Annotated in this window: 35 protein-coding genes and 1 pseudogene; 11 read left to right on the forward strand and 25 right to left on the reverse strand. The window is 42.7% G+C overall.

What is annotated here, in order from left to right; all coding sequences use genetic code 11:
- Nucleotides 1–462 carry a metal-dependent hydrolase gene (locus JNUCC1_RS07655; protein ID WP_156644828.1) on the reverse strand — a complete coding sequence of 154 codons (462 nt, stop codon included), beginning with the start codon at nt 460–462 and terminating at the stop codon, nt 1–3.
- Between the two features lie 175 nt (nt 463–637).
- Here JNUCC1_RS07655 and JNUCC1_RS07660 point away from each other — a divergent pair, with 175 nt between their 5' ends.
- Complete coding sequence (locus JNUCC1_RS07660; RefSeq protein ID WP_156644829.1) at nt 638–1756, forward strand: 5-methyltetrahydropteroyltriglutamate--homocysteine S-methyltransferase; 1119 nt, start codon at nt 638–640, stop codon at nt 1754–1756.
- A 297-nt stretch (nt 1757–2053) separates the two neighbouring features.
- On the opposite strand, the gene JNUCC1_RS07665 is transcribed toward JNUCC1_RS07660, so the two are convergent.
- From JNUCC1_RS07665 to JNUCC1_RS07685, 5 genes are all read right to left on the reverse strand, one after another.
- On the reverse strand, nt 2054–2275 hold the full coding sequence (locus tag JNUCC1_RS07665) for a type II toxin-antitoxin system HicA family toxin (protein ID WP_156644830.1): 222 nt from the start codon (nt 2273–2275) through the stop codon (nt 2054–2056).
- Nucleotides 2254–2691 (reverse strand): hypothetical protein, encoded by a 438-nt coding sequence (locus JNUCC1_RS07670; RefSeq protein WP_156644831.1) that lies wholly within the window; start codon nt 2689–2691, stop codon nt 2254–2256. The genes JNUCC1_RS07665 and JNUCC1_RS07670 overlap by 22 nt, the downstream gene beginning before the upstream one ends.
- Nucleotides 2692–3090: 399 nt before the next feature.
- Complete coding sequence (gene ltrA / locus JNUCC1_RS07675; RefSeq protein WP_331713660.1) at nt 3091–4884, reverse strand: group II intron reverse transcriptase/maturase; 1794 nt, start codon at nt 4882–4884, stop codon at nt 3091–3093.
- Between the two features lie 879 nt (nt 4885–5763).
- Entirely contained in the window at nt 5764–6813 is a 1050-nt protein-coding gene (locus JNUCC1_RS07680) for a 2,3-butanediol dehydrogenase (protein ID WP_156644833.1), read from the reverse strand.
- Nucleotides 6814–7234: 421 nt separating this feature from the next.
- A complete protein-coding gene (locus JNUCC1_RS07685; protein WP_156643798.1) occupies nt 7235–8428 on the reverse strand; it encodes an IS256 family transposase in 1194 nt (397 codons plus the stop codon).
- A 575-nt stretch (nt 8429–9003) separates the two neighbouring features.
- Here JNUCC1_RS07685 and JNUCC1_RS07690 point away from each other — a divergent pair.
- Entirely contained in the window at nt 9004–9207 is a 204-nt protein-coding gene (locus JNUCC1_RS07690) for a hypothetical protein (protein WP_156644834.1), read from the forward strand.
- Between the two features lie 247 nt (nt 9208–9454).
- Here the strand turns inward: JNUCC1_RS07690 and xerA are convergent, their stop codons facing one another.
- Both xerA and rlmH read right to left on the reverse strand, forming a co-directional pair.
- Nucleotides 9455–10297: a site-specific tyrosine recombinase/integron integrase gene (xerA, locus tag JNUCC1_RS07695; protein WP_156644835.1), complete on the reverse strand. Its 843-nt coding sequence runs from the start codon at nt 10295–10297 to the stop codon at nt 9455–9457.
- Nucleotides 10298–10643: 346 nt separating this feature from the next.
- Nucleotides 10644–11123, reverse strand: coding sequence for a 23S rRNA (pseudouridine(1915)-N(3))-methyltransferase RlmH (gene rlmH / locus JNUCC1_RS07700; RefSeq protein ID WP_156644836.1), 480 nt, complete (start codon nt 11121–11123; stop codon nt 10644–10646).
- A gap of 109 nt (nt 11124–11232) precedes the next feature.
- On the opposite strand from rlmH, the gene JNUCC1_RS07705 reads away from it, so the two are divergent.
- Nucleotides 11233–11424 carry a hypothetical protein gene (locus tag JNUCC1_RS07705; RefSeq protein ID WP_156644837.1) on the forward strand — a complete coding sequence of 64 codons (192 nt, stop codon included), beginning with the start codon at nt 11233–11235 and terminating at the stop codon, nt 11422–11424.
- Nucleotides 11425–11449: 25 nt separating this feature from the next.
- Nucleotides 11450–11710 (forward strand): hypothetical protein, encoded by a 261-nt coding sequence (locus JNUCC1_RS07710; protein WP_156644838.1) that lies wholly within the window; start codon nt 11450–11452, stop codon nt 11708–11710.
- Nucleotides 11711–11936: 226 nt separating this feature from the next.
- On the opposite strand, the gene JNUCC1_RS19475 is transcribed toward JNUCC1_RS07710, so the two are convergent.
- From JNUCC1_RS19475 to JNUCC1_RS07715, 3 genes are all read right to left on the reverse strand, one after another.
- Nucleotides 11937–11999, reverse strand: coding sequence for a putative holin-like toxin (locus JNUCC1_RS19475; RefSeq protein WP_442915448.1), 63 nt, complete (start codon nt 11997–11999; stop codon nt 11937–11939).
- 118 nt (nt 12000–12117) lie between these two features.
- Entirely contained in the window at nt 12118–12594 is a 477-nt protein-coding gene (locus JNUCC1_RS18660; protein WP_231784093.1) for a hypothetical protein, read from the reverse strand.
- On the reverse strand, nt 12555–13445 hold the full coding sequence (locus JNUCC1_RS07715; protein WP_231784094.1) for a hypothetical protein: 891 nt from the start codon (nt 13443–13445) through the stop codon (nt 12555–12557). The genes JNUCC1_RS18660 and JNUCC1_RS07715 overlap by 40 nt, the downstream gene beginning before the upstream one ends.
- Before the next feature lie 331 nt (nt 13446–13776).
- Between JNUCC1_RS07715 and JNUCC1_RS07720 the strand changes: the two are divergent.
- The 4 genes and pseudogenes from JNUCC1_RS07720 (at nt 13777) to JNUCC1_RS07735 (ending at nt 16041) form a co-directional block, all read left to right on the forward strand.
- Nucleotides 13777–14468 (forward strand): annotated as a pseudogene (locus tag JNUCC1_RS07720) (sulfite exporter TauE/SafE family protein).
- 175 nt (nt 14469–14643) lie between these two features.
- Complete coding sequence (locus tag JNUCC1_RS07725; RefSeq protein WP_156644839.1) at nt 14644–14877, forward strand: hypothetical protein; 234 nt, start codon at nt 14644–14646, stop codon at nt 14875–14877.
- Between the two features lie 71 nt (nt 14878–14948).
- Nucleotides 14949–15500, forward strand: a complete 552-nt coding sequence (locus tag JNUCC1_RS07730; protein WP_156644840.1) for a YcxB family protein — start codon at nt 14949–14951, stop codon at nt 15498–15500.
- 223 nt (nt 15501–15723) lie between these two features.
- Nucleotides 15724–16041: a hypothetical protein gene (locus JNUCC1_RS07735; protein WP_156644841.1), complete on the forward strand. Its 318-nt coding sequence runs from the start codon at nt 15724–15726 to the stop codon at nt 16039–16041.
- Nucleotides 16042–16320: 279 nt separating this feature from the next.
- On the opposite strand, the gene JNUCC1_RS07740 is transcribed toward JNUCC1_RS07735, so the two are convergent.
- Entirely contained in the window at nt 16321–17046 is a 726-nt protein-coding gene (locus JNUCC1_RS07740) for a DUF981 family protein (RefSeq protein WP_156644842.1), read from the reverse strand.
- A gap of 157 nt (nt 17047–17203) precedes the next feature.
- Between JNUCC1_RS07740 and JNUCC1_RS07745 the strand changes: the two genes are divergently transcribed.
- Together JNUCC1_RS07745 and JNUCC1_RS19020 are read left to right on the forward strand one after the other, a co-directional pair.
- Nucleotides 17204–18259: an aryl-sulfate sulfotransferase gene (locus tag JNUCC1_RS07745; protein WP_156644843.1), complete on the forward strand. Its 1056-nt coding sequence runs from the start codon at nt 17204–17206 to the stop codon at nt 18257–18259.
- On the forward strand, nt 18190–18699 hold the full coding sequence (locus JNUCC1_RS19020) for an aryl-sulfate sulfotransferase (protein ID WP_269448162.1): 510 nt from the start codon (nt 18190–18192) through the stop codon (nt 18697–18699). The genes JNUCC1_RS07745 and JNUCC1_RS19020 overlap by 70 nt, the downstream gene beginning before the upstream one ends.
- Before the next feature lie 54 nt (nt 18700–18753).
- On the opposite strand, the gene gvpU is transcribed toward JNUCC1_RS19020, so the two are convergent.
- The 13 genes from gvpU to gvpT (JNUCC1_RS07815) all read right to left on the reverse strand — a co-directional run bounded on the left by gvpU (nt 18754) and on the right by gvpT (JNUCC1_RS07815) (nt 25115).
- A complete protein-coding gene (gvpU, locus tag JNUCC1_RS07755) occupies nt 18754–19167 on the reverse strand; it encodes a gas vesicle accessory protein GvpU (RefSeq protein WP_156644845.1) in 414 nt (137 codons plus the stop codon).
- A gap of 24 nt (nt 19168–19191) precedes the next feature.
- Nucleotides 19192–19854: a GvpT/GvpP family gas vesicle accessory protein gene (gvpT, locus tag JNUCC1_RS07760; protein ID WP_156644846.1), complete on the reverse strand. Its 663-nt coding sequence runs from the start codon at nt 19852–19854 to the stop codon at nt 19192–19194.
- Between the two features lie 15 nt (nt 19855–19869).
- Nucleotides 19870–20205: a gas vesicle protein gene (gene gvpJ, locus JNUCC1_RS07765; RefSeq protein ID WP_156644847.1), complete on the reverse strand. Its 336-nt coding sequence runs from the start codon at nt 20203–20205 to the stop codon at nt 19870–19872.
- A gap of 24 nt (nt 20206–20229) precedes the next feature.
- Entirely contained in the window at nt 20230–20514 is a 285-nt protein-coding gene (locus JNUCC1_RS07770) for a gas vesicle protein K (protein ID WP_156644848.1), read from the reverse strand.
- The gene (locus JNUCC1_RS07775; protein ID WP_156644849.1) at nt 20480–20758 is read right to left on the reverse strand and encodes a gas vesicle protein; all 279 of its coding nucleotides are present in this window, start codon (nt 20756–20758) and stop codon (nt 20480–20482) included. Before JNUCC1_RS07775 ends, JNUCC1_RS07770 begins: the two co-directional genes overlap by 35 nt.
- Nucleotides 20759–20776: 18 nt before the next feature.
- Entirely contained in the window at nt 20777–21580 is an 804-nt protein-coding gene (locus JNUCC1_RS07780) for a GvpL/GvpF family gas vesicle protein (protein WP_156644850.1), read from the reverse strand.
- Complete coding sequence (locus JNUCC1_RS07785; RefSeq protein ID WP_156644851.1) at nt 21577–21846, reverse strand: gas vesicle protein GvpG; 270 nt, start codon at nt 21844–21846, stop codon at nt 21577–21579. Before JNUCC1_RS07785 ends, JNUCC1_RS07780 begins: the two co-directional genes overlap by 4 nt.
- On the reverse strand, nt 21846–22613 hold the full coding sequence (locus JNUCC1_RS07790; protein ID WP_331713730.1) for a GvpL/GvpF family gas vesicle protein: 768 nt from the start codon (nt 22611–22613) through the stop codon (nt 21846–21848). The genes JNUCC1_RS07785 and JNUCC1_RS07790 overlap by 1 nt, the downstream gene beginning before the upstream one ends.
- 13 nt (nt 22614–22626) lie before the next feature.
- Nucleotides 22627–23547, reverse strand: coding sequence for a gas vesicle protein GvpN (gvpN, locus tag JNUCC1_RS07795; protein ID WP_156644853.1), 921 nt, complete (start codon nt 23545–23547; stop codon nt 22627–22629).
- Nucleotides 23548–23571: 24 nt separating this feature from the next.
- Nucleotides 23572–23832 (reverse strand): gas vesicle protein GvpO, encoded by a 261-nt coding sequence (gene gvpO, locus JNUCC1_RS07800; protein WP_156644854.1) that lies wholly within the window; start codon nt 23830–23832, stop codon nt 23572–23574.
- A 61-nt stretch (nt 23833–23893) separates the two neighbouring features.
- Entirely contained in the window at nt 23894–24154 is a 261-nt protein-coding gene (gvpJ, locus tag JNUCC1_RS07805) for a gas vesicle protein GvpJ (RefSeq protein ID WP_331713661.1), read from the reverse strand.
- 26 nt (nt 24155–24180) lie between these two features.
- A complete protein-coding gene (gene gvpQ, locus JNUCC1_RS07810) occupies nt 24181–24645 on the reverse strand; it encodes a gas vesicle protein GvpQ (RefSeq protein WP_156644855.1) in 465 nt (154 codons plus the stop codon).
- A 35-nt stretch (nt 24646–24680) separates the two neighbouring features.
- Entirely contained in the window at nt 24681–25115 is a 435-nt protein-coding gene (gene gvpT / locus JNUCC1_RS07815) for a GvpT/GvpP family gas vesicle accessory protein (RefSeq protein ID WP_156644856.1), read from the reverse strand.
- Nucleotides 25116–25567: 452 nt separating this feature from the next.
- Here gvpT (JNUCC1_RS07815) and JNUCC1_RS07820 point away from each other — a divergent pair, with 452 nt between their 5' ends.
- Nucleotides 25568–26269 (forward strand): phosphatase PAP2 family protein, encoded by a 702-nt coding sequence (locus JNUCC1_RS07820; protein ID WP_156644857.1) that lies wholly within the window; start codon nt 25568–25570, stop codon nt 26267–26269.
- The last annotated feature ends 16 nt before the right edge of the window (nt 26270–26285 follow it).

Genomic DNA, 26285 nt, shown 5'->3' on the forward strand with positions numbered 1-26285 from the left:
TTAAAACACATTCCTCAACAAAGGCACACACTCATACACAATAAACCCAATCAACACGATCGCAGCCACCTTATCAATCATCTTAAATTCCCTGCGACTCACAGATAGCCCGACAGATGTTTGAAACGGATAAAAGAGCTTCACCTTCCCCGTCAGCATATCCCCTGCGATATGCGCTAAAATCCCTGCACACGCGGACGATACCACCCACGGGTCAAAAATCGGTGATAACAGGGCGCCAACCACCGCTACAAACAACAGCGAATGTGTGAGCGTCCGGTGGCCAACCGTTTTATTAATAATGAATGATATCGGAAAGAAAATCTTACCGAACCTGGACTTATGCTCATCCAGATCTGAGACCACCCCAGCCACGCCGCCGACAGCCGCACCTCTCCAATCACCGCCAGTCACAGCAAACCCAGCAGCCACGCCTGATAACAAATGTGTCGTCCATTCCATGTTTCTATCACCTCTTAAATTAGTAGACCGAGCTGAGCGACTTGCCCCTATTATACGACAGGACCCGCATCTCTTGAATCGTTACCCGCTTTTAATTTTAAAATGTATCCCTATCTTTATTTCGCCTTGCAATATATAATATTACACAAATTCTAAATACAAAGGAGATGTTTTATTGCTTACAACTGCAAAAGCACCATTCAGAGGAGACCACGTCGGGAGCTTGTTACGCCCGCAAACGCTTAAAGAAGCAAGAGCAGATTACCAAAAAGGTGACATCACAAAAGAAGCATTACGAGCATTGGAAGATAGCGAGATTGCAAGGATTGTTGAAAGACAAAAGGAAGCCGGTCTGAAGGCAGTGACCGACGGCGAATTCCGGAGAAGATGGTGGCACCTGGATTTCATAAGAGCCATCAAGGGGATACGCACCTATGAAGTAGACTTGACTGGTGCGTTTAACGGCGCCATGACCAAAGCAGAAGCCTATACCGTCGATTCCAAGTTAAGCTTTCCGAAAAACCACCCATTTTTAGCAGACTTCGCTTATTTAAAAAGCATTGCCGGGGACCACGTTGCGAAAATAACGATCCCAGGTCCGAATATGATTTTTTACTCAGGGGTGGTCGGAAGCCAGCCTTACTTGAACAACCCGGCCTATCCGTCATTAGATGAAGTGGCTCAAGACATTGTAAAAGTCTATCAAGATGCCATCCAAGCATTTTACGATGCCGGATGCCGGTATTTACAACTGGATGACACGAGCTGGGGCGCCTTGTTCAGTCCGGATTTCAGAGAAAAGATCAGTGCCCAAGGATTTGACCCAGACGAACTCGTTAAAAAGTTTGCCGATATCACCGTTGAAGCTGTAGCGAAGAAACCAGCCGATATGGCGATCACACTCCATATTTGCCGAGGCAACTTCAAATCAGCATGGCTCTACCAGGGCGGTTATGAACCCATCGCAAAGGAACTGTTTTCCCGCGTCAACGTCGACGCCTTCTTCCTGGAATACGACACCGATCGCGCAGGAGACTTTTCCCCCTTGCGATTCATTCAGGATCAAAAAGTCGTACTCGGCTTAATCACATCGAAAACACCTGAGTTGGAAGAGCCAGCTGAAATCAAGGCACGGATTGAAGAGGCAACGCAATACGTAAACAAGGACCAGCTATGCCTGAGCCCGCAATGCGGATTCGCCTCTACAGAAGAAGGTAACCTTTTGACAGAAGAAGAACAGTGGGAGAAATTGCGCCATGTGGTGCGGATTGCTGGAGGAGTTTGGGCGGAATAGGCTTCACTTATGAAAAAAATTAAAAACACTCCCTCACGCACTCTAGCAGGTATGTGAGGGAGTATTTTTAACTCGCTGCACCCCCTCTTAACGGGGGTCGGTCTATTGAAGACCGCTCCATGTTACAGCATGGAGCGGTCTTTATTAATTTATATGAACTTTTTACATTTATTAGATCACAAACGTTGTGATTGTACACATTCTAATTTCATTTTACCAATGATGCACTTATTCGTGTGTAATGCGTCTCTGTCTTCGCATTGCTAATGTATTAAGGCGACAAAAGACTTATATCGACTACTTCTTGGCGTTAAACTCCTCTTCTGTTACTTGTAATTGCTTTTTTAGAATTCCCTTCCACAAATTACCTCTTACTTCTCCCGTTCCCCTCGAAACTTTTGTACGTTTTACAGTCCCATCGTCATTTTCTTTTCTAAAATAGATGTGATGCCCCTTTTTCTTGAATTCTTCCCAACCGTCTCGTCTACAAAAACGCTCTATTTCTCTCCAGCTTGGCATGAAACTAATCCTCTAACTTCTTCACTACTATTTTGAGCCAAAACATTCAAAATATAAGGGAACTGATCACGTCTATTTGGAGAATTGAAATACAGATTAAAATTAATTTGATATTCATTCGCATACTCAATCAATTCATCTACAACTAAATCAAGGACTTCTTCTTCATTGTCCCCGTTCTCAACAATATCAAAGTTATCAAGAGTAGCGGTAATTGTGCCATCTTCCTCTTGCAAAAACCTGGCTGTAAAAGTAAAACGCGAGAAAGCCGCTTTTAAATGTTCTGAGCTTAAAGCAACCCATTTGTCTCTGTTACGTTTGACAAACTTAGGTCCATCTCTAACGACATCATCGTTAAATTGACCCCAGTGTTTACGGACATCTGTTGCGTTCAACAATGTAGTCACATTAGTCATCTCCTTTCACCTCCTATAGTAGCATATTATGTACGTTGTGTACATTATGTACATGCACATAACATTATGTGCATATTCTTAAATTTTTATTTATACATTTCTGTTTTTCCTATCCCTAGATCAAAATTTCTCCAGGAAGATTGAAGAAATGAGTTCTGATGCAAACAAATACCAACAAAACTATTATGCCTTAAAACAAAAAAACCGCTCATATTGATTGAACGGTTCTTGATATATTCACCTTGTTATTCAACAAACGTTTGCAATAGGTAAGCCTTTGAGGTCATCTCCAGCTTTTCCCCTGCTCCACACGGAGCGTGCAGGTTTCCCCGCACTCCGCGTTCCATCTAACAAAATATACTGAGTTATAAGTTCCTCGTTACTTCATGTTTGGAATTTTTAAATCGTTTCAAGCTCACATTTCCTACGGAAACGATTGACTTTATTTATCATGTCTCCAGTAAGCTGAAATCCTTTTATAAGTCCATCAATCATCTTTTTATTAGTGGCATGGATTAACTTGTGTATTCCTTTATGAAGGATACGGAGATTATCAAATTGGTCATTTCCGCCAAGGCTTAATGGTACATAATGGTGACAGTGAACATCAGCCGCAGGCAATTCAGCGCCTGTGATTTCACATTTTCCCATCTTCATACTGTACCTGCTGATTCGGTTATCCATGTATTCAATACTTCGGTTTGGAAGTGTTGATTTCATGAGTAAGCCTATTTCGCTTTGGATGTCTGAACGCAGCTTTTTGTGTATCATATTCCTTCCTTCTTCCGTGAAAGGCGTCATTTTTGGAGTAAATCCAAAGGCATTCAACGTTTTTACATCCGAAAGTGGGAATAGATATACACCAGCAATTTGAAATGTTTTAAATCTATTAGGATACATCTTTTTATAAGTTGGTGGCGGATTAGCTGGATGACCGTATTTGCCCACTGGTCTAAGATGATTGTAAATGAACGCACCTAAATCATAGGCAAGACGTGAAAACTCGAGATTAACCTTGGTAGCCCTTTTGAAATATTGATGAATTCCTAAAACAAAACTATTGAAAAGCAACGCATTCATTGCCGAGGGAGAGGTTCTAATTCTCCGAATTAGTTTCTTAGCCTCTTCTTTGATTTTGCGTTTTTTACTCGCTTTAATGCCAGTGCGTGCAACACGCTTTTTACCCTTTTTGTCAGCTCGGATGGTGAATCCTAGAAATTCGGATTCTCTTTTCCGTAAATTCACTATCTGTGATTTTTCAGGCGAAATATCCAGTCCCAAACGGTCTTTGAGAAATAGCCTCACGGCATGGTACCATTTTTGGGCTGTTTTTCCATCCTTACATAAAATTTTAAAATCATCCGCATAGCGAACGAGATAGCCTTCCTTCAGATTAGTACGCTTTTTGGCTAGTGTTTCACCAGTCCTAGATTGAAAAGATTTGGAAAGAGGGAAGAATTCCCACTGTCCCGCAACCCATTGGTCGAGGTCATTCAGCACAACGTTTGCAAGTAAAGTTGATAACAATCCACCCTGCGGAACGCCTTGAGATGGTGTTCCTTCACCATCTATTTCAGCTTTGAGCATTTTGCCAATACAAGCTAGTACTTTTCGGTCTTGGATTCCCATATTCCATAGTTGCTTAATAAGCAATGTATGGTTAATATGGTCAAAGAATCCCTTTATATCAATGTCCACCACAAAATGAAAATGGGCTTGATTGATTAAAGATTGAATTCTTGCCATGGCGTGATGCGCAGAACGTAATGGTCTAAATCCATAACTATGATTATAGAACTGGGCTTCCGCAATCGGTTCAAGCACTTGTTTAAAACATTGTTGAATGATTCGATCTAATATACAAGGGATGCCGAGGGGTCTCCACTTTCCATTATCTTTTTCAATCCATTTTCGTCTAACCTTTTTCGGACAATAGTTTTCTAGCTGGTTTCGGATTTCCATCATGAGTTTTTCTTCAGACCATTTTTTCATATCACTTATCGTTCTTCTATCCGTTCCAGGTGTCTTAGACCCTTTGTTGGACTTGATAGTACGATAAGCAAGCAAGATATTTTCTCTTGATATGATAACATCGTAAAGATGTGAAAAAGCTTGTTGATTCAAACTTTTATCATATAAATCCGTAAACGTTTCCGTCATATCGTAGTAATCCCAATATCGTAAAGCTTGCACTGTGGCATCCCTCCTGTTGGAGTGATGTTCCCACGTTCCTACCCGACCGGTGCAATGCACGTATGGAAAATAACTTTTCATTTTATTAGACTTGGGGCTGTTCCTCCATTCCCATTACAGGAAATTCATCAGTCATGCCCCTACCCTCACAAGGATAAATGCCCTTCGGCATAAGTCTTATAGCAAACGTTTCGGATGACAGTCCTTGTTTCAACGTTCCTTGTTTTCCAAGTCCCTTACAACCTAGCTATCCGTACTGAACTTAGGTGTCCCCTGGAAGCCTGTGAGCTGGATACCGCCTTTGTTCGGTATAGCGTGTTTCATAGGGCGCATTTTTACTGCACACCACTCACCCCATCGTTGGATGGGACATAAGTTTCCCTATGTTCAAACTTTAGACCTGTATATTCGGTTATTCGTCAGCTCCATATCTTTGAAGCCATTCTCACCATATCCAGTTTTTCAGCCGTAGGGCATATCCGTTGGCATACCTTCTCCGTGGGAGTGGCTTCAGCCTTCGTTCTGCCTTATCCACCTGTACTTCAAACCCTGTAACCTGTCAGTCACAACGCATGCAGGAGTATTGACGGGATGGTTTTGGGAAACATGGTTCCGTCATTCCCTTCCTTGGTTGTAAAGTTAGAATTCATTTATGAATTCTCCGCCTTTCACGCTTGGTAGCGTTTATAGCAAAGCTTGTCGCGCGCGCCCGTTAATGGAATTATCCACTTCTACTATTAGCTGGTATTGCAGAATATCGTCAATATTCTTCTTAAAGAAGAGTTCAATATCACTTCGCTAATTTATCTACCTGGACCTAGCTGACAGTGATAACAAAACCCCAAGTAACAGCTGCTACTCAGGGTTAAATAATACATTTTATTTCTCACCACTTAATTCAACTACTATTTTTGCTTGTGATTTATCGTTTGTCAATGCTTCGAATCCATTTTCAACAATATCATCCAATTGAATTTGGTCTGTAATAATTCCCTGTGGTTTTAATTGTCCTGTTCCCATTAAATCTACAGTTTGTTGGAATGTAGTAGGTGTATATGCGATTGTTGATGTAACTTTTACACCTGTATTTGTAAGCTGTATTGGATTCCATTCAATCTCCCTAGCAAATATAGACACAATAACCATTGTTCCACGTGCTCTTGTTGAATCAATTGCTTGTTTAAATGTTGGTGCTACTCCGGCAACTTCAAAGGAAACATCTACTCCATCTGGAACAATTTCCTTGATCGCTGTAACAGCATCTTGTTCGCTAGAGTTAACGACATGGGTTGCTCCTAATTCTTTTGCTTTCTCAATTCTAGTTTCCGACAAATCTAAAGCAATAATCTTGCTGGCACCAGCAGCTTTAGCTGCAATAATTGTCATTAAACCAATTGGACCTGCACCAAATACAGCTACCGTATCACCAAACTGCAGTTTCCCTTCTTTTACAGCTTGTACGGCAACCGCAGTTGGTTCTACTAAAGCTCCATCCTGTAGTGTTAAAGATTCTGGAAGTAGATAAACGTTATCTTCCGGTACATTTGCGTATTTAGTAAAACCACCGTCACTGTGAAGACCAATAAAGCTAAACCCATCATAAGGATCAAGGTCTTCCGGCTTATTTCCATAAGTGATTGTTGGATTAATTGCTACTCTATCGCCAACTTTATATTTTGTCACCTTTGGACCTACTTCTTCAATAACACCTGCAAATTCATGCCCCATGGTTAGCGGAGCGATTTCTCCAGTTAACGGATCCTCTTTTTCATTTGGTACAAACACCGGTCCCTCTTCATACTCATGTAAATCACTGCCACAAATACCTGCCCAAGCTACCCTTACTTTAACATCGGTATCTTTCGTTTGTTTTAGTTCTATTTCGTCTACCCGTAAGTCTTTTTTTCCATACCAGACTGCAGCTTTCATTGGATATTACCTCCTGCTTAATTAGTAGAAAATAGTTATAAGAATACTATATTGAAGGAATAATCAATATTAATTCCTATGATTTTATTATACTATTGATTTTTCCAACCGGGTGTGTCAATAATTTTGTGTAAATGACCCTGTTCTGGTAGAACGGCTAGCTGATAGATAAATTCAGAAAAAATTTCTTTTTGTATAAATTGCTCTGAGTCACAGCACAGCTGTTTGTCCTTGACCATGTTGCCTCTTCTTTTCGATTCGTTGTGTTGGGTTCAGGGTTCCCGACCGGCGAGAGCGTAGAAAGAGATCGGGCGTTGTACGCTGGGTGTGCGGATGGAGCCCTTAGGGCTTTATTTTTGCCATCTCTCCATTCGTGCACCACCACGACCGCGAAACATGGTCAAGGATGGCGGACTTGAGATTAAGCCTGCACTTGTTGATCTTCAAACATATGCAGTAATTCTGGCTTAGCTTGATCAAATCCCCTGTGGCAACGGATGCCGAATTTTTGATTATAATCTAAGAATTGAGTAACCAGGAATCGCTCCAGGGCATCTTCGTTGGGAAATTGTTCTTTTCGCTTCACGTATCGCTTAATTTCCTTATTAAACGCTTCGATGAGATTGGTTGAGTAAATACTACGGCGAATGGAAGCAGGGAAATCATAAAACGTTAATAGCTGTTCGTTCCCAACCACCGCGTCAATCACACGTGGATAAATCTTTTTCCATTTGTCCTGGAATGCATTCAAAGCATCTACGGCTTCGTCCCGATCTTTGGCTTGGTAGACGTTTTTAAAATCATCCAGAATGGCTGGGCGGTCTTTCACCCGCACTTTACTGGCAATGTTGCGGGCAACATGAACACAGCAGACCTGATGCTTGGCTTTTGGATAAACACGGTGAATGGCGTCCGTCATGCCGGGTAAACCGTCCGAAATGAATAGAAGGACTTGTTCCAATCCTCTCGCTTGTAGGTGTTGGATCATTTCTTCCCAAACATGCGTCGATTCTGTTGGTGCGATGGTGAAGTCTAGGACTTCTTTCGTTCCTTCCTCAGTAATGCCGATGGCAATATAAACGGCTTCCTTTTCAACCGTTTGACGACGAATGGGAATGTGCGTTGCATCCAGATAGATGCAGACATATCGTTTCTCCAGTTTCCGTTCATGAAAAGCCTGTACATCTTCCGCAACCAGCTGTGTGAAGTTGGATACGGTTTGTCTGGAATAATGATGTCCATACATTCGCTCCATCAAATCTGCAATTTCATCGGTTGTGATACCTTTTTCATAAAGATGAATGACAAACTGTTCCAACGTGTCATTGGAACGCTGATACGGAGCGAGAGTTTCCGGTTGGAATTCACCATTTCGATCTCTGGGGATCGCAAGCTGAAGTTCACCATATTCTGTTTTAAAGGTGCGATCGTAGAATCCGTTCCGTGAGTTACCGGAATGGAATCCTTCGCGGGCATAGGGTTCATAATCCAGAAAAGCAGTTAGTTCATGTTTTAACAACTGATTAACCGCTGTTTCAAGATGGCGACGAAAAACCTCTTCAATGTCTTGTTTTTGGGCTAGTGCTTCGATTAAATCTGTAGTAAGATGGTTCATAGGGAAGACCTCTTTTCTGTGAATGTTGTCGCTAACTCTATTCTACAGAAAGGGGCTTCCTTTTTTAAATGAAGATCGTTTAATCGTCATTTCTATTTACACAAACTATTTTACACTCTCTTCCAACCTTCTATTAAATAGACTTTAATTTCTAACCAAATACACATATCTCATTAACAGTTTTGCGATTGTTTATTTTAATTCGGTGGCATGGTTTATTCTCGGGTCTTTGTTCATATAATTTTACCATTCCACGATATTTACCTTTTTACTTATCCAGTTTATTCAGTGAACTTTTATTTAACCGTACAAATATCATAAGAAGAATTCCCCCTCATCTGAATCTCTTTTTATTTTCATCGTATATGGATTATTTTATTCAATAATATGACCCTTATATATGATGCTCACGCTAATCCTTATTCAAGAATGGCGCCCGTTTGTTTAAGTATATTTGTTCACAAACTTAAAGGTTTTAAGACCTGCCTCTTTTCTTTCTCTCAGTTATTTTTTAGAGTATAAGTTTAAATGCCTTTACAAATAATACTCCTATAACAAATTAGGGGGTTAATAAAATGGCAGAAGCACCCACAAGTAATAATGCTATGAGCACAAGTAATAATGGAATGAGTACATCTAATAAGATAAACCTTTCAGGTCTTGGTATTGGAGCAATTGTACTAACCACTGTTTATACGGCGGTTTTGGCTTCGCAGTTAATGGCTACCAAGCATAAAGTCAATTACCTTTATTACAAAGAATTAACACAAAGTAAATAGCGAATTATAGACGGTGCTTTTTTCACCGTCTTTTATTTAAATAAAACAGAATCTGAACTAACCTGCCCGTTACTTTAAGTACATTTCTTCACAATCACCATTTATCCTAACATAAAAAATCCATTTGCTTTACGAGCGTTGCTAAACAAACTGGCCCGATTGTGGAACTATAAAACCGTAAACCTATACTCTTATCATAACTTATTTTCCCAGTAACGTAAATGTTCAGTTATTTTTTAATTGAGTATTAAAAGTATTTACTATAAAAATCATGTCTTAATTTCCCACTCAAATGTGCATAGATCCTCGTTGTTTCACTCTTTTCATGACCAAGAAGGCTTTGAATCACTTCTAGAGGCGCGCCGTTGTCCACCATATGGGTTGCATAACTATGACGCAGTTGGTGAGGGTGAATCGCTTTTTTAATTCCAGAGCGGTTTGAAATACGCTTAATAATGTATCTCACGGTGTCTATGCTCATGCGCCTTTTAGGGTTACGCTCTGTCACAAATAAACAGGATTCGTCGTCATCACGTTCTTCCAGGTACCTTTTCAGCCAAATCGCACAGCGTATGTTAAAATAAACTTCTCTTTCCTTATCACCCTTCCCGTGCACAATTACTGAGTTTCCCATGAAGTTAATATCATCTTTATTCAACTTCACAACTTCTCCTATTCTGCAGCCAGTCGAATAAAAAAATTCAAATAGAGCCTTTTCCATTGTTGTCTGACAGCTCTCACGCAAATGCTCAATTTCGTGTTCAGAAAGGAACTTTGGAATACGCTGCCCTAACTTAGGTTCCTTTAACTTCGAAGCCGGATTCTTTAAAATGTAGCCTTCTTCATGTGCCCATTTAAAAAGAGATTTAATGAATCGTATACGATGACCTAAACTAGACGGCTGCAAATGATCCCCACGTTCAAAAAGGTATTGCTTTAAATTGTCCGTTGTGAATTTTTCCATTTGAAGCTCATCGAAATAACGTTTTAAAAGTCTATATTGATATCCATACATTTTAAGCGTAAGCGGGGAATAACCTTCAATTCGTTTATCAGACTGATACTTTTCCCATGCCTCTGATAGTAGCATATTTTTCACACTCCCATACTATTAATCAATTAACTTGATTACAGTATGGACTGGATGTAGAGCGGTTATTCAACAATCGGAATACGCCGCTTAATAGTACGTACCCTTGAATTTCTCTGGTTTTTTTACATAGCTTTCGATAATCAAACCGCACTGAGAACAGATAAGATGCTCAACTTCCTCACCGAAGCTTACTTTACCGTTCGGAATAATAGTCCCCATCCCCGTTTGCTTCCCTCGGCCTAATTCCGTCTCACCACATTTTGGACACTCTGTTATTTTCATAGACAATTTCTATCGGTCTCCTTTCTCATATAAAAATGGAGAATGCCTTTCGCTTTGCATTTTACTTATGATAAGGTTCTCCCCTATTAATCCGAAAAGCCCGATACACCTGCTCCAGCAATACCAACCGCATCAACTGGTGTGGGAAGGTCATTTTGGAAAATGACAAGGCGTAGTCACTCCGGCTCTGAACAGCTTCACTCAGTCCAAGTGATCCTCCGATGACGAAGGCGATTTTGCTGTTGCCGTATGTGGCCAGGGTGTCGAATTTTTTGGCGAGTTGTTCGGATGTGGGCATGGTGCCGTTGATCTCCAGGGTAATGACGTACGTGTCGGGCTGGATGTGGTTCATGATGCGGGTACCTTCTTTGTCTTTGACAGTGGTGGCTTCGGCATCTGAAAGGTTCTCGGGTGCTTTTTCATCAGGGACTTCAATGATCTCGACTTTGGCGTAGGTGCTGAGGCGTTTCATGTATTCCTGGATGCCTTGTTTCAGATACTTTTCCTTTAGTTTTCCGACGGTGATGATTTGAATTTTCATAGGTATCGTCCTTTGTGGATTGGATTGGTGGTTGTTAGGTTTATCATACATGAATTTGGGTGGGATTTCTCGCTTGGGGAGGTCACTTGGACATAGGTGTCTGGCTTTGATGGGAGAAGGCTATCCGGGAAGTTTTGGGTTGTATCGCTGGAGTTTCTACGTTTATCAATGGCGTTTGCTGTTCAATCGCTGGAGTTTTGGTGATAATCATGAAAGTTTAGCCTTGTATCAGGGAAGTTGGCGTGTTTATTTGTGGCGTTCACGTATGTTAAGCTTAGCAAAAGAACTTCTACCCTTCTGATCTTCTAAAGGAAGGAGCAAACAACTTGGAACCGTTTTTGGCACTAGTCTTAGCAACCATAGTGATTGTACTTCTTTCATTGATGGCCCACACACTTAAGAAAAAGCTACTTTTCCCGGTTGGGGCGGTTGTCTTGAGTGTGGTTCTGTATGTCGTTGGTTATGTGAATGATGGTTGGACAGGACTTGGATTTGCAGTGGCCAGTGTTATATTGATTGGTGCGGCAGTGGCCGCTGCAGGTATCATTTTGATGTGGTGGCTGATCGTGAAAGAATATAAGAAATAAATGCCTGACCTTAGCACAAGGGGTATTATAATTCACATTAGCGGTTCACGTGTACACCACAACTTTTTGTGGTATAGTACACATAAGACATAGTGTTTTGTATACAATATTAAAAACCGTCCCATGTTGGTGCATGGAACGGTTCCAATAGACCAACCCCATCAAGAGGGGGAAGGCACTGGTTTAAGAATAATCCCTCAAAAGCGCCTGGACAGCACATGAGGGATTATTTTTTGTTGATTTCAGACATGAGCAAAACAATTAACATGCCGAAAGAAATCATCAGCATTAATACATTGTTCAAATCATAATTTTATCGTACTTATAAAATTCGACAAGTGCCAGGCACCAAATGTTTTGGTGCCTGGCACTTCCCTTTTCCTTCTTATTTCTTCCCTATGCTGCGTCTATTTGTTTATAAAGTCTTTCAATATGCCGTCCAGGTTCGGGCCTTCGAGTTCGTTCAGGTCGTAGTGGACACGGGCGGTTGGTTTGTTAATTGAAATTACACGGTTCAGGTCGATTGGTGTGCCGATGATAACGGTGTCGCAGTCGGTGTTGTTGATCGTGTCTTCAAGGTCTTTCAGCTGCTGGTCACCATACCCCATGGCTGGGACGACGTTGCCGATATGCTGGTATTTGTTCAGCGTATCGACCAAGGTACCTGTTGCGAATGGGCGCGGGTCAACAATTTCTTTTGCACCTAGACGTTCGGCTGCGACGGTTCCTGCGCCGAGCTTCATTTCCCCATGCGTCAAAGTCGGACCGTCTTCAACGACGAGCACGCGTTTGTCGGCTATACGTTCCGGCTCGTCCACTGTGATGGTTGACTCGGCTTTTACAATCACACTGTTCGGGTTGGTCCGCTTGATGTTCTCTTCCACGATTTGAACAGCTTCCTCCCTGCACTGTCGACTTTGTTGATAATGGCCACGTCTGTCGTCCTCAAGCACACTTCACCGGGATAATAGGTCAATTCATGCCCTGGACGATGCGGGTCGAGAACGGTCACAGCTAAATCAGGCTCGATAAAAGAAAAGTCATTGTTGCCGCCGTCCCAAAGGATCACGTCACAGCCGTCTGGGTCGTTTTCTGCCGCTGCCAGGATCTCTTCATAATCCACTCCGGCATAGACAATATTTCCCCGGGCCACGTGCGGTTCGTATTCTTCCATTTCTTCAATCGTGCAATGATGTTTTTTCAAATCGTCGACAGTGGCAAAACGCTGAACACGTTGGGCATTTAAATCCCCGTACGGCATCGGATGTCTGATAGCAACAACTTTCAGGTCATGCGCCATCAGTGTTTCGATGATTTTACGGGACGTCTGGCTTTTGCCTGTTCCCGTTCTGACCGCACATACAGAAATCACTGGCTTGTTACTCTTTAACATCGTGCGCTTTGGCCCGAGCAATGTAAAGTCAGCTCCCGCCGCGTTGACGATTGCACTCGTCGCCATCACTTCTTCATAATGAATATCGCTGTAAGCAAAAACGCACTCATCCACTTGGTGCGTCTGAATCAATTCCGGCAGCTGATCTTGTGCATAAATCGGGATGCCCTCCGGATACAGCTCACCCGCCAGCTCAGCAGGATAACGGCGTCCATCGATATCCGGAATCTGTGCCGCTGTAAAAGCCACAACTCGGTATGCTTCGTTATTGCGGTAGTATGTATTGAAATTATGAAAGTCCCGCCCCGCTGCACCGACAATGATGATATTCTTTGTATCCATAGCATCCACTCCCTTGTCATTTATAAGGATTATATATCTTTTGGTGCATTAAAAAAACCCCTTTTTTTGAAACAGGCCCTATTATAGCGTAAACATCGTTTATGGTAACATCATTTAGAGATCCAAAGACATCCCATTTTCCCCTAATCATATTTCACTGCCAGCCATTAAGAACAAGGTCAAATGTCAGTACAGTCAATCCTTTTTTAAAAAAGAGTGTGGAAATATGTTCAATAAGAAACGATAATGGATGTACATAATCTTTTAAAGCTAAGGCTCATTCAATTTGAGCTTTTTGGTGAACTTTGATGTATTGGATTGGTGATGTAATATGGCAGCAGATTTAATTGTACTGGCAGCTTCATTTTTACAAAGCAGTACCGGATATGGTTTTTCAATTATAGGCACACCTTTTTTGTTATTCATGTATCCTGTGCATACAGCGATTCAGATTAACATTGTGCTTTCCATTTGTCTTTCTGCGTTTATGATTTTTAAAATTAGAAAAGAAGTCGACCAAACATTGCTCATGAGATTGATCAAAGGCAGTGGTGCCGGGTTGGTTTGCGGTATTTTCATTTATCTTTTCGCGGACATTCAATTATTGAAGATGCTTGTTGGCGTGCTTATTCTGATGGTAACAACACTCCTCGTCTTTCAGGTAACATTCATCCGAACGAAAAACAGGGACTTTGCAGCAGGGGGCTTTCAGGATTATTAACAACAAGTATTGGTGTGCCTGGCCCGCCGCTCCTGCTGTATTTTTCCAGCGCGGGAATTGATAAAGTCACCCTGCGCAGTACGACATTGGCCTATTACCTTTTTGTTTACTCTGTCAGTTTAATCATGCAAATCACATTTGGCGGTACACGTAAGGAGGTATGGGTAGATTCGCTTATCGCTATCCCCGCGCTTTTTGCCGGTATATTTTTAGGACAGCTTTTTATTCGATGGATGAGCCAGCAGACATTTCGGATGATAACTTATGTGATTTTGATATTTACGGGGGTTATTTGCTCGTAACAGGCTTTTGAAAATGAAGGAGTTGCTGTTTATCGAGCTCCCTCACCAGGGCCCGCTCATATAAATAACAAGCGATGTTATGTTAAAATACGGACCATAGAAAGTTTTTCACAGATTGATATGCTTTACAATGAAACCGGTGATTCACCACGGTTCTTTAAAGGAGGGTCTAAAAATGAGTGCTTGGATGTTTTGGGTCATTATCGCATTGATTACAGTTGTATTGCTTTATGCGATTTTCAGCATTTATATGAAGAAACCAGTAGGCTTGTACATTTCGGCAGGGTTCCATGTGGTTATGGGGGCTTTGACGCTGCCTTCGATTGGGTTATATGTATTAGGGCTAGCCGTTATTGAAATCATTGTGGGTGTTTCAATGACCGCGAAATACCGCCGGGGACGTTCTTAACGCATTGACGCCTTATTAGGCATAAGTCAATATTCCTCAAGAGAACCACAACCAATATAGGAGGCGATTCTTTGAGTAATAACGCAAGTGTTTCAGCCCATGGTGCCTTAAGTTATGAAGAATTCAAGCAGTTTCAACACTATCATTTGAGATTAGTAGGTTTAATAGGCTCTATTACAACTTTTGTACTTTTTGCTCCGATCTTATTCATTATGATGCGAATCATCTTTTCAGATATACTGGGGATGGACCTATTATTAATAGAAGCAGTCCTTGCATTCATCTTGTCTTTAGTCGGTGCAGTCTTAGTGTATCTGTGGTTTAAGTTGATCATCCGTTACCGTTCATCCTCAGAGTACAAAAGTGACCAGGACATCAGAAATGACGTATTTTACACATTTGGTGACGACGGCATTCATCTGAATAGAACCAACTCAAACAAGTATTATGACTGGAGTGACGTGCGCTCAATCCATGAACTTCAAGAAATGTATTTATTGTATGTTTCAAAGTACAAAGCAATTATTTTGCCAAAAAGGTTTTTGGAAACAGACGAGCAAAAACAATTACTTAAGCAGATTATTCGCAGAAACATAACAACACAAAAAACAAAATGGCAATAAAGGATGGATCATATGAAAACCGAAAAAAATTGTCCATCATGTAACGGGAATGAATTTGAAGAAGCTACCGATTTCATGCCAGTTAACTTAAAAAATCCTCGTTCACCGGTTCAAATAAAATTTACACGTTTTGTTTAAATTGTGGTGAAGTCGTTTCTATCAGAATTGAAAATCCGGAGAAGTTCAGAAAATAACTCCTAAACCAAAGGATGCGTGATGGATCATGGATGTCGCTTGGCTTAATGTTGGCAGTCTTGTGCTTGGACTCATTGCCTGGACCCTTCCTGTCGTTAACCTTATGCAGGCTAAAAAGCCCGAAAACAAACGATGGTTAGTCCTGTTATTTATAAGTTTCAGTGCTTGTGCGATCTCTTTGTCTTTTCAAATTTTCTATACCAATCACTTGGTTAAAATTGAAGACCTGTCTGCCCTTATGGATACCATCGGCGCGGTGGCATTCGCTTCAGCCGTTCTTTTAAGCGTAACGATTTTGTTGAACGCGGTTACTTTGATTTTATACCGGCAGAGAACTGTAAAATGAGTTAGAGCCTGGAGCGCTTGGATGAGCGTGGATCGAATGTGCATATACGGAAATGAACGTGCATATACACGTTTGAATGTGCATATCCCGAAACGAACGTGCATATACACGTTTGAATGTGCATATCCCGAAACGAACGTGCATATACGCGATTGAATGTGCATATCCGGAAACGAATGTGCATATACGCGTTTGAACGTGCATATCTCGAAACAAACGCGCATATCCACAACTGAAGCTGCAATCCCATCCCCGCCCTTCAGCAAATAACAGGCACACTTACTCCATCGTATTCACCACGAGACCAATATGGGTAAAGTAGTTCATGGCACCGAACACAACAAACAGAACCCCTGCGATGAGCCAGCACCATTTCACAATGGCGATCAGCGATGGTTTGGGCTTAATTTTCAAAATGAGCGGAAACAGAAGCGCGCCAAGGCCTGTGATGGCATACAGCCCTGATATGAAAATCGCTTCGACCCAGGGGTAATCAGCGAAGGCGCCGGAAATAGGCTCTTCAGGTGGAGCGGCGAATAACTGATATGTGACACCGGCAATTGCGATGAAGATCAATCCCAGTCCCATAGCCGCTGCGAAATATGACATCGGTTTTAGCAGAGCTGGCAGCTCCTCCTTCAACAGCTTGGACACATCCATGGAATTTTTCACATTGACGCCCTGGCTGATGAACTGGTTGGATTTCCGCCATAGCAGCACAGCCGCTGCGAGCAGCAGGACACCAAAGGCAAGTGATGGTTCACCAAAAATAATGTCATCAAACGGGAAGCCGATCTGAGCAAGCGGCCATGTGAGGGACATATGGGCGCCTGTTATGGTCAGGATGAAGCCCGGAACAGCAAACCCGATCGCCCATCCTTCAAGCTGTCCTATTTTTTCCCTTCTGAGGTGTTTGCCAAAACGAATGATCAATAGCAGCGCAACCCCTGTCGCCACCGCCATGATCGTGTTGTAGACTTGTGTGACACTCCAATCTATTACCATTCATTGACCCTCCTCTAAATACGTGTCTACTATTCTTCTTCCACATGAAATAGCTGTTAAACAAAGCATTTGGAATCGAGCCGCCTACAATCTTGTTTGGCCACTTCTATTTAAAGGAAAAGACAAGCACAATTAGCCATACAGAGGTGAGCTAGATATGAAGCAGCAAATAATATACGCAGAACGATATGTAAATAAACAGAAAGAAATCGATGAAAAGCTTGAAAAGGGATACCAAAAAGCATCCTATACCTTAAAGAAACCATTCGTGAAGGTCGATCCTTATGGGAGATCGCCGCTCACAGCCTTGATCAAGTTCCAAACAGAACACCCTGCAGCTATTGAAGTCGTTGTCCAAAACGCAGCGGCTTCAAAGCCTATCCGAAAGAAATGGGACAGCTTCCATACTGAACACACCATTCCAGTACTTGGTCTGCAGCCTGATACATTGAATGAGGTCCATGTGATTGCCTATGAAAGTGATGGAAACACAGAGTCATCCATGCTGACTATGGATCCTGGGCCACTCCCAAATGATCTTCCAAACATAGAATTGGTTACCTCGGAGCCTAATCATATGGAGAATGGGATGACGTTTGTCGTGCCCAAAGAGAACAAGCTATTCGCAGTTGATGAAAATGCCGCATTACGCTGGTATTTGGATATGCCATGCAGGTTTATTTTTAATCGCTTGGAAAATGGCAACATCGTCATGGTGACAAAAGATGCGCCGGAAAGCAGTTACGCGCTGCTCCTAGAAATGGATCTGCTGGGGAGGATTGAACATGCCTATGATGTGCTTCCAGTTCCGAACCAGCCGGAAGACTTCATCCCCCATGACGTGATTGAACTGCCTAGTGGGAATTTACTCGTAACGGTGCAGGATCCGGATTCTGTTTACGAGGAAGACCACATGATTGAAATCGACCGCCAGACAGGTGCAACGTTGAACGCGATTAATCTGAAGGATGTGTTTCCGCGCTCTGCCTATGAAAATTATGATGGGATTATGCCCAATCAAAATGACTGGATACACATAAACGCATTGTGGTATGACGCTAAAGACGAGAGTGTTTACGTGTCAGGACGCAGGCAGGATGCTGTCATCAAGCTGTCCTATCCGGGGGTGAGCTGGAATGGCTGCTGGCGGCTGATGAGAAGTGGCCGGATGCGTATAAACCGTATTTGCTGCGGCCGAAGAATCCTCATGTGAAATTTCCAGGCGGGCAGCATGCTGTGAAAACCTTGCAGCACACGGAAGATGGCGTGACAGACATCATTCTCTTTGATAACAACCTTGTCATTACACGCGGCAATCGCGCTGTGAGCGAAACATACAGCCGCATGGTTCAGTACCGGATTAATGAGAAAGAACGCTCTGTTGAAGAAGTCTGGTCATACGGCGAACAGCGGGGCCGAGCGTTTTACTCGGATATCGTTGGCAACGTCCAGCAACTGCAACACACTGGCAACCGATTGATCACCACTGGGCACGTCCAATCTGAAGGAGCGTCCGACCAGCGTGAAAGTCTCGTTGTGGAAGTAAGTAGCGGCAACTCACCTGAAACTCAGTTTGAACTGAAACTGTCAGGCTTTGAAAAGAATGCAGGAGAACTGACATACCGCGCATGGCGTTTGCCACTTTATTTCTAAAAGAAGTCCAGGCGCCCTGGTCATATGATCTGGGCGCCTGGACCTGCTTTTCGCTTATGACTTTTTACTGCTGCCTCCGCTGCTGCTTTTAGGTTCGGATATCTTACCTAGGAAAAAGCTGTCAACTTCGGCTAACTTGCCTCTCCATAGGATTTTACCTTTTGATGGGGTTGGTTTGCTGTCTCCACAATAAATACGGGTGTTTTTCAAATGGATGAAATTCACGTCTTCATTGCCGCCGGATTCCGTTTGTTTACCAGCCTCGGCCAGCTGTTCACTCAGTTTCTGGGAAACGTCGTTGCCGCCTTCAAATGATTCACTCAGCTGATCCAGGTAGTCATAAGCAGGGATGATCGTCCCAGTAACAATCGCACCGTTGACCACTAGGGTGATATCGAGTTCAAATCCGTGTTTGTTTGCCGCATAAACAAAGAATTCCAGAATGTTGTCTTTTGAAGCGTCGCTCATGGTAACATCTCCTATCGTAATTAATCAGTCTGACGAGGTGTCATCGTCACTTGTGACAGCAGTGTCCGCCTCATCGCTGCTATTATTCTGCTTCTTTGATGAACTGGTTTGTTTCTTGCTGCCAGATGCTTGTTTTCCAGACTGTTTGCTGCTGTTTTTTGCTGAAGTCTTTGCTTTCTTTGAACCATTTTTCTGGCTATTATCCTGTTTTGAATCGTCTTCTTTCTCGGTTTCTGACGCCTCATCTTCCTGGGCGTCCTCTTGGTTATTCAAAGCAGCATCCAGCAATTGATCCATTTTTCCTTCCAGGTTATCCAGTCGTGTTCTCAGCTCGTCATGCTCTTCTTTTAAATCATCGTATTCGGTGTCTTCCACCACCAATTCTTCGTCTTCATTCTCTGCATTTCCATTTTCACTGCTAAATAAATTTGATGCTGACGTTTTGACTTTTTGAAATGCCTGACTCGACTTGTCTTTACTGCTCTCTTTGAATGAAGACATGGTTTCTTTTGCTTTGTCACTCAGCTGACTGCCTTTTTCTTTCACAGCTTCCTTCGTTGCTGCTTCGGCGATCTTTTTGCGGTTTTCCGATGAAGACAGGTATCCCGCCGCGACACCGACAGCACCACCAACGACTGCACGTTTAAAAGCACTGCTGTTTGTCCGTTCTTTCGATTCATCAGACATGGCTAAAACCTCCTGTTAGTTGTCCTCTGATAGATTTAAACGATTATTGGTAACTTCTTGCTTTTCTTCTAGTGCTTGAAGACGTTCACGGAGCTCTTTGTTTTCATTTTCAAGAGAATTGTACGCGTTTTGATTGGCTTGGGAGCTTAAATAAGGATCATTCTCCCACCAATCCATACCGATTTCTTTCGCTTTATCGACTGAGGCGACAATTAAGCGGATTTTAATCGTAATCAGTTCCACATCAGCAATCCCGACACGGATATCACCAGCGATGACAACGCCTTTATCCAGCACCTTCTCCAGGACATCAACGATCGTGTTCGATTGCATTGGATGTTCAACAGCCATGATTTCTACCTCCATTTCTCAGCATTACAACAGATTTCCCAATGGACCGAGATCGATATTCAGATCCTCTGCTGTCAGTCCGAAAACATCTTTCAATTCTTCCATCTTCTCTTCCAGATTCATTAAGGCGACACCCAGATCTTCAATTTGCTGATCAGTCAGGTTGCCTCCTTCCACGCGCCGAATGGCGTGGCGTTCTACAATTTGCCGCAGCAGTTCAATGACAGTCATAACCAGCTGGGCAAGTCCATCTTCTGCATTGTCAGGATCGAGATTAATCCGTCCACTTGTCTGGTTGGCCGGTTGCATGGACAAGCTCCCTCCTTTGTTCATCGAAAATATCGGATCTGACATCTTTTCGTTCTTGTCCATATGTCTGGACAAGTGTTTCAACTGACGAAATCAGCACCCTTAAATCCAGATAAACCAAGTCAATGTCTGCGATCGATATGATCAAGTCACCTTTAATCGCCACCCCTTTATCGAGGATGACGTCGAGAATATCGATCAATCCCACTTCTTTATTTTCAACGGTTTCTCTTAATGTCGGCATCCAATCAGCTCCCTTGCTTTAAGAAAAACTCGAAAAGTGATAAGCAGGCCATGGCCCGGTGGCTTGAATTTGATAACCTGCTTTCTCCATATCCTGTTCTTCGTCTTGGATCGTTTCCAGAAAGGTACTTACTTGATGTTCCGGAACGAGGTAAACACTGTTCCAGCACATCGTCTGCTCCAGTCCGGTCACATCTTTACCCAGATTCTTTTTGATAGCGGAATCCCGGGCTGAGCCGCTGAATTTCTCATGAGCAAGCTGGCATCGCTGCTCCTGTTCCTTCTCCACCTCCGTCTCGAGCAGCTTGTCAATCTTCTTCTTCTCAAAAAATTGCCGTCCAGGAGAAAGGGTTGCGATTTCTTGTTTCTTTTCTTCAATAACAGGACTGTTTTGGCTCACGCGCTCTTTCAGCTGTTCTTCATCACAATATATTTTAACGGTCCATTCTTCATGGTCCTTAACCAATTCGAATGAGGCCCGGATATGATCTTGCTGAGGTTCTATTGATGCTTTTAAACTGTCTGCATGATTGTAGATCGTACAGAACTTAAGCGGGATAATCGTATACGTTTCGTTGAGTTGTGTGAGTACCTGATGATGGTGATAGGCTTTATCCTGCAGCCAAGGCATGTCGTTACTCACTTTTTCTTTAATGGCCTCCTCAGTGTATTCCTCCCCTTCCAAATCACTGACGATTGCCGTTACCTCATCCATTGACAGGGTATATAGCTCATGTTGGCCATCAAAACCTTTCACTTCAGGGAGGGGGGTTAATTCGAGTTCATATGTTGGTATGAGTGCGTATAAATAAATTTTATTCATGTGTCATCTTCATCCTTTTGTTTCGTCAATTCTTCCCATTGCTCCAGTTCCTTTTGTTTTGCAATTTCATAGCGGTCCATGAGCTCTGCTTCTTGCTGTTCATATGCTTGTTCAGACACTTCACCGAGTTCGTACATCGTTTGCAGCTCAACCAATTTACGTTGGATCGTATTTAAGTCATAAAGTTCCTGATCTGCCTCTTCCTGAACTTTTTCTCCGACCTTCTTAACGAGATGCATCGGCGCTGTAAACAATTTGAATAACATTACGTTTCCTCGACGGTAAGACGGATGTTGATAAAGTTATACGCCGGCCAAGGGCCCGTATATTGAAAATCCACTTTATCTTGCCATTGATCATGGGCGATGTTCACCTGTTCATCGAATTCAGCTTCACGTTCCTTGTCAATTAAGAATGAAGCATTTAAAAGCATCCGTTCTCCAATCGGATCGTTCAATACCGCTGCCTCTGCATAGGCTTCCAGAGGCTGGTAAATGTCTGTTTGGATATTTTGCTGCAGACTTGTAATCATCTTCTGGGCCGCTTCACCAAGCTTAATTCGATCATAATACCCGGCTGCTTCTGACTTGCTGTGAACAGTGCTTGCGATGGCACCTATTTCCGGCTTTTGCTGCACCTGTTCCTCGAGCCAATCTTTTTTGCCGATCACTTTCAAGCCAACTTCTATCTTGCCTTTAATCTTCGGAAACAGCTCCGAAGACTGCGGATACAGATTCTCCAGCAAGACAGCGACGTCTTCTTTGGTTTTAAACACATTCCCAAAGCTGATTGGAATAACGGTGTCACACGTGTTCATCACTTTAGTAATCACATTTTGGTGCATCATCAGATTTTCTTTAGACGGTTTGTAAATTTTCATCGGAACTTCTGCAGCAACCATTGCGGCATCTTTGAAATGGATGGTGAAGATGTTTCGATCTGTTTCTTCTACAGTAATCGATCCGAAATCTTTTTCTTCTTCCAGCTGGACGCCGCAAAATATATAAATCCCTGCCTCTGTTGTTTCCATTATTATTTTCCCTCCCCTAACTTGCTTCTGGGTTTTTACATGTTTTCACAATCAATTCTTCTGCTTCTTGTAACGGCGCATCACTGTCCATACATAAGCTCAATGTATAGTTTAAAATATCAAGACATAACTGTTGAAAGTCTTCATCCTTACCATCAATGAGAATATCCTCTTCCTGAGCAAGCTGGCCGATCATCAGCGAAGCCCTTAAGCTCGGCCCGGGTTGTTGCGACTTTTCACACGACGTTCTCAGCTTTCTGACGATGCGAGTAATTTCATTGGCTTCTTCCGGGTCCACTTCACATTTTTCAGCGATCAGCTTAGCTTCTTGTTCAGCTTTCAAATCCGGAATGGGAATGGTAATCAGCCTGTCCCATAGCGCATCCTGGGCCTGATACACCCCGGCATACTCAGCTGGGTTGCTTGTGAATATGATCGAAAATGATGGGTGCACACGTTCAAATGGCTTGGTTGATTTGGTTCCGTAGAGCGGAATAATATTCTCTTCCAATATAGACAAGAAGATATTATTGGTCGTTGGTCTTGAACGGGTGAATTCATCATACACAAGCGTGTAGCCATTCATAGCCGCTTCAAGCAGACGCCCATTTTGCCATGATTCTGTGACAGTTTCATCTTTTTTATAAACGGTTCTGACATATTGATCGACCACTTTCTTGCTTGTGTACCCTGTAAAATCCCCGATCAGGTCGCGGTTGTTCAGCTCGTGATTGCCGTGAATGAGCATCACAGGCCTTCTCTTCTTGCGGGCAAGAGCCAAAGCAAGTGTGGTTTTGCCTGTCCCGGCAGGCCCAGTGAAATGCACAGGGTACCCCGTCTTCAGATAGCTAAGAGAGCGGGACAGCAGTTGCTTCGTTTCTTCATCTTGAATGAGCTGGTTTGGTTGTGTGTGTGCAGTATCTTGTAAAAAACTCATCGGCATTATCCTCCAGTCACATCATCAATTGTCGATTTTACTGCGGTAACGGATCTCCTGCCGCTTAAATGAAGTGACTTCTTTGTCTTTGTTCATTTTCACATCATAAATACCCAGCATTTCGTCTTTTGCATACCTCTTCATGTATTCCTTTTCCTCGATCACTTCCACTGTCAGCTGCCAGCCGCCGTCTTCAGCTTCCTCAACAGCGGTAATCTTGTGCGGAGGGGCGACATGTTCGGAAAAAAACGCATTCACATTGTCCATCACTTCTTTAATTGCCATAGTTCTCCTCCATCTGCTGTATAGTTAGAGAAGGGGAGGCCGTCTCCCCTTCATTGACTATTTAGATACTGAACTGTGCGTTTCGTTCATTCTGTTGCATCGGAAGTCCTTCTTCTTCCACGTCATCTCTCAAAAGCCCAACAGCTTCAGCATAGCGCAACCATGTATCCACACTGGCTATAACCACTCTTGCTTCTACTGTTAAAATTTCAATACCAACTACAGATACCCTTGCATAGGCATCAATGACGATACCCTTATCAAGAATACGGTCGATGACTTCTGCCAAACTTGAACTGTCTGTTGATTTTTGTACAGCCACTTTAAATTCTCCTTTCGAATGTCACTCTATGAGCCGACCTTCTTGATATCATTGGAAGATTTGATATCTGACGACTTTTTCACATCAGCAGGGCCTTTAATATTTGTGGCGCTTTTGATATTTGAAACACCTTTAATATCGTGGACGCCTTTCACCTTATCTTTACTTTTATCAGAAGAAGAAACCTTTTCCTGAAATTCTTCTCCGGCTTCTTTTAAATTGCTGAGTTTGTCTTTCAATGTCAGTAAAGCATCTTGGGTCTTTTCTTTGGCCTTTTCGGCTGCATCATGTGCTTTATCAGCATTGTCTTCCTTTTTTTCTTCCAGTTTCTCAGAGGCTTGTCCAGCTTTAGCCTGGATCTTCTCTTCAACTTTCTCAGCGGATTGCTTCTGAGCTTCTTCCTTGGCTTTTTCTTTCAGTTCGTCCGGCGCTTTCTCAACAGCTTTCTTTGCCAGCTTCCCAACGGTTTTCTTTACAGGCCCCGCGCCCATTGTTTCCCTCCTTTTCACCATTTTGTGTGTTGTTGTTACGACTCCATGGCTCCCAGCAATTGATTCAGTTTATCTTCTATCCGGCTCAGATTTTCTTTGAGTTCTTGGTTTTCTTGCTTCAATTCTTTATATGGGTCATTCGACTTTGTTTGAGCTTGTTTATGTGTTTTTGCTTCATCGTTTGTTTCATCGTCTCGGGTCTCCAGTGCGGGAAATATTTTTTGCTGATAGTTGGCCAACGAATTTGAAAGGCTTTGTTTAAGCATGAACTTGGTCTGGTCGTAAATCATTTCCCTTGCCAAATCACACAGTTCTTCTCCTGCTTTCTGAACAAAAGCTGATTTGCCAATGCCTCCAACAACCTTCTTGCCTGTATTGGCACTCGCCAAAATACCGACACTTGTTCCAATAACGCCCCCGATAATAACTGGGTTGATCGTGGTTTTACTTTGGGTTGTCTCGCTTGTCACATATATTTCCTCCTTTCTGGTTAAAAGGCCCACCGTATGGTTATAGAGCATCTTTCTCAGCTCACCTTCCTCGAAAGCCGCAACTTTCAAGGAGTTACTCTTTCTTAGCCTTTTAACACAACATTCAAACCTATATAAACGAAGTAAGACAAGCACTTGGTGTGTTAGGGATTTATTTGTAATATAAGTGCTTCCTTTAAATGGAAATACACACAAGTCTATACACGAACAAACCGGCTTTTATCAGATTTTTTTCATATCACATCTGCTTATTCACTGACCTATAAAGACACCACATTACAGGATAATGAAATTTCTGTAACAGACTTTTATACCTTTCTCCTGAAACACTGTCGTGCATGACAGATTCCCATAAGATAGATTGCATTTAATTTCTAACTTGATATGATAGGAAAGTATATGCGTATGAAGAGATAGAAAGAAGGATCAACATGTTAAGAGAAAGACATTCTGTAGCGGGATTATTGCTGTGGGGCGCTTTGTTTTTAATCGGCTTTGCTGTGGTCGCTTGGGGGGTTACGTCAAAGGTTGCCTGGGTGGATGCGTTTGACATCTACTGGATTGACCGGATCCAAAGTCATATCGCCACCCCTATAACATGGCTGGCCAAGACGACAACAGTGCTTGGGGATCTAAAGCTGATCATTGTGCTGACCATCATAATTGCGCTTGTGCTGTTTATAAAAAGGCTGTTTGCTGAAGGTTTGTGGTTCGGTGGCACAATCCTTTTCTGCGGTGTGATTTTGACATCGTTCATGAAAAAAGGATTTGATAGAGACAGACCGGAGTTTCTGCAGTTGGTGGAAAAGACAAATGGCAGTTTCCCGAGCGGGCATGCGGTTGGAACGTCTTTATTTTACGGGTTAGTAGGGTTGGTGATCATCCTTACAGTGTCAGGAGCTTGGAAAAAAGCACTCATAGGGCTCGCTACGTCCATGGTGATTGTGTACGTGATGCTCACACGAATCTACCTTGGTGCCCATTTTCCAACAGACGTGGTGGCCGGCGTGTGCTTTGGACTGGCTTCGGCATTCATTTCCGTTGCCGTGTATATCATGGTGGAAGAACGCTTGCGCGGGGTGCTTCATAAAATTGGGATACGAGAAAAAAGTCGAGCGGATCAAGGTGCCTAAGTCCTTGATCCGCTCT

This window comes from Lentibacillus sp. JNUCC-1 (assembly GCF_009741735.1).
GTDB lineage: Bacteria > Bacillota > Bacilli > Bacillales > Amphibacillaceae > Lentibacillus_B.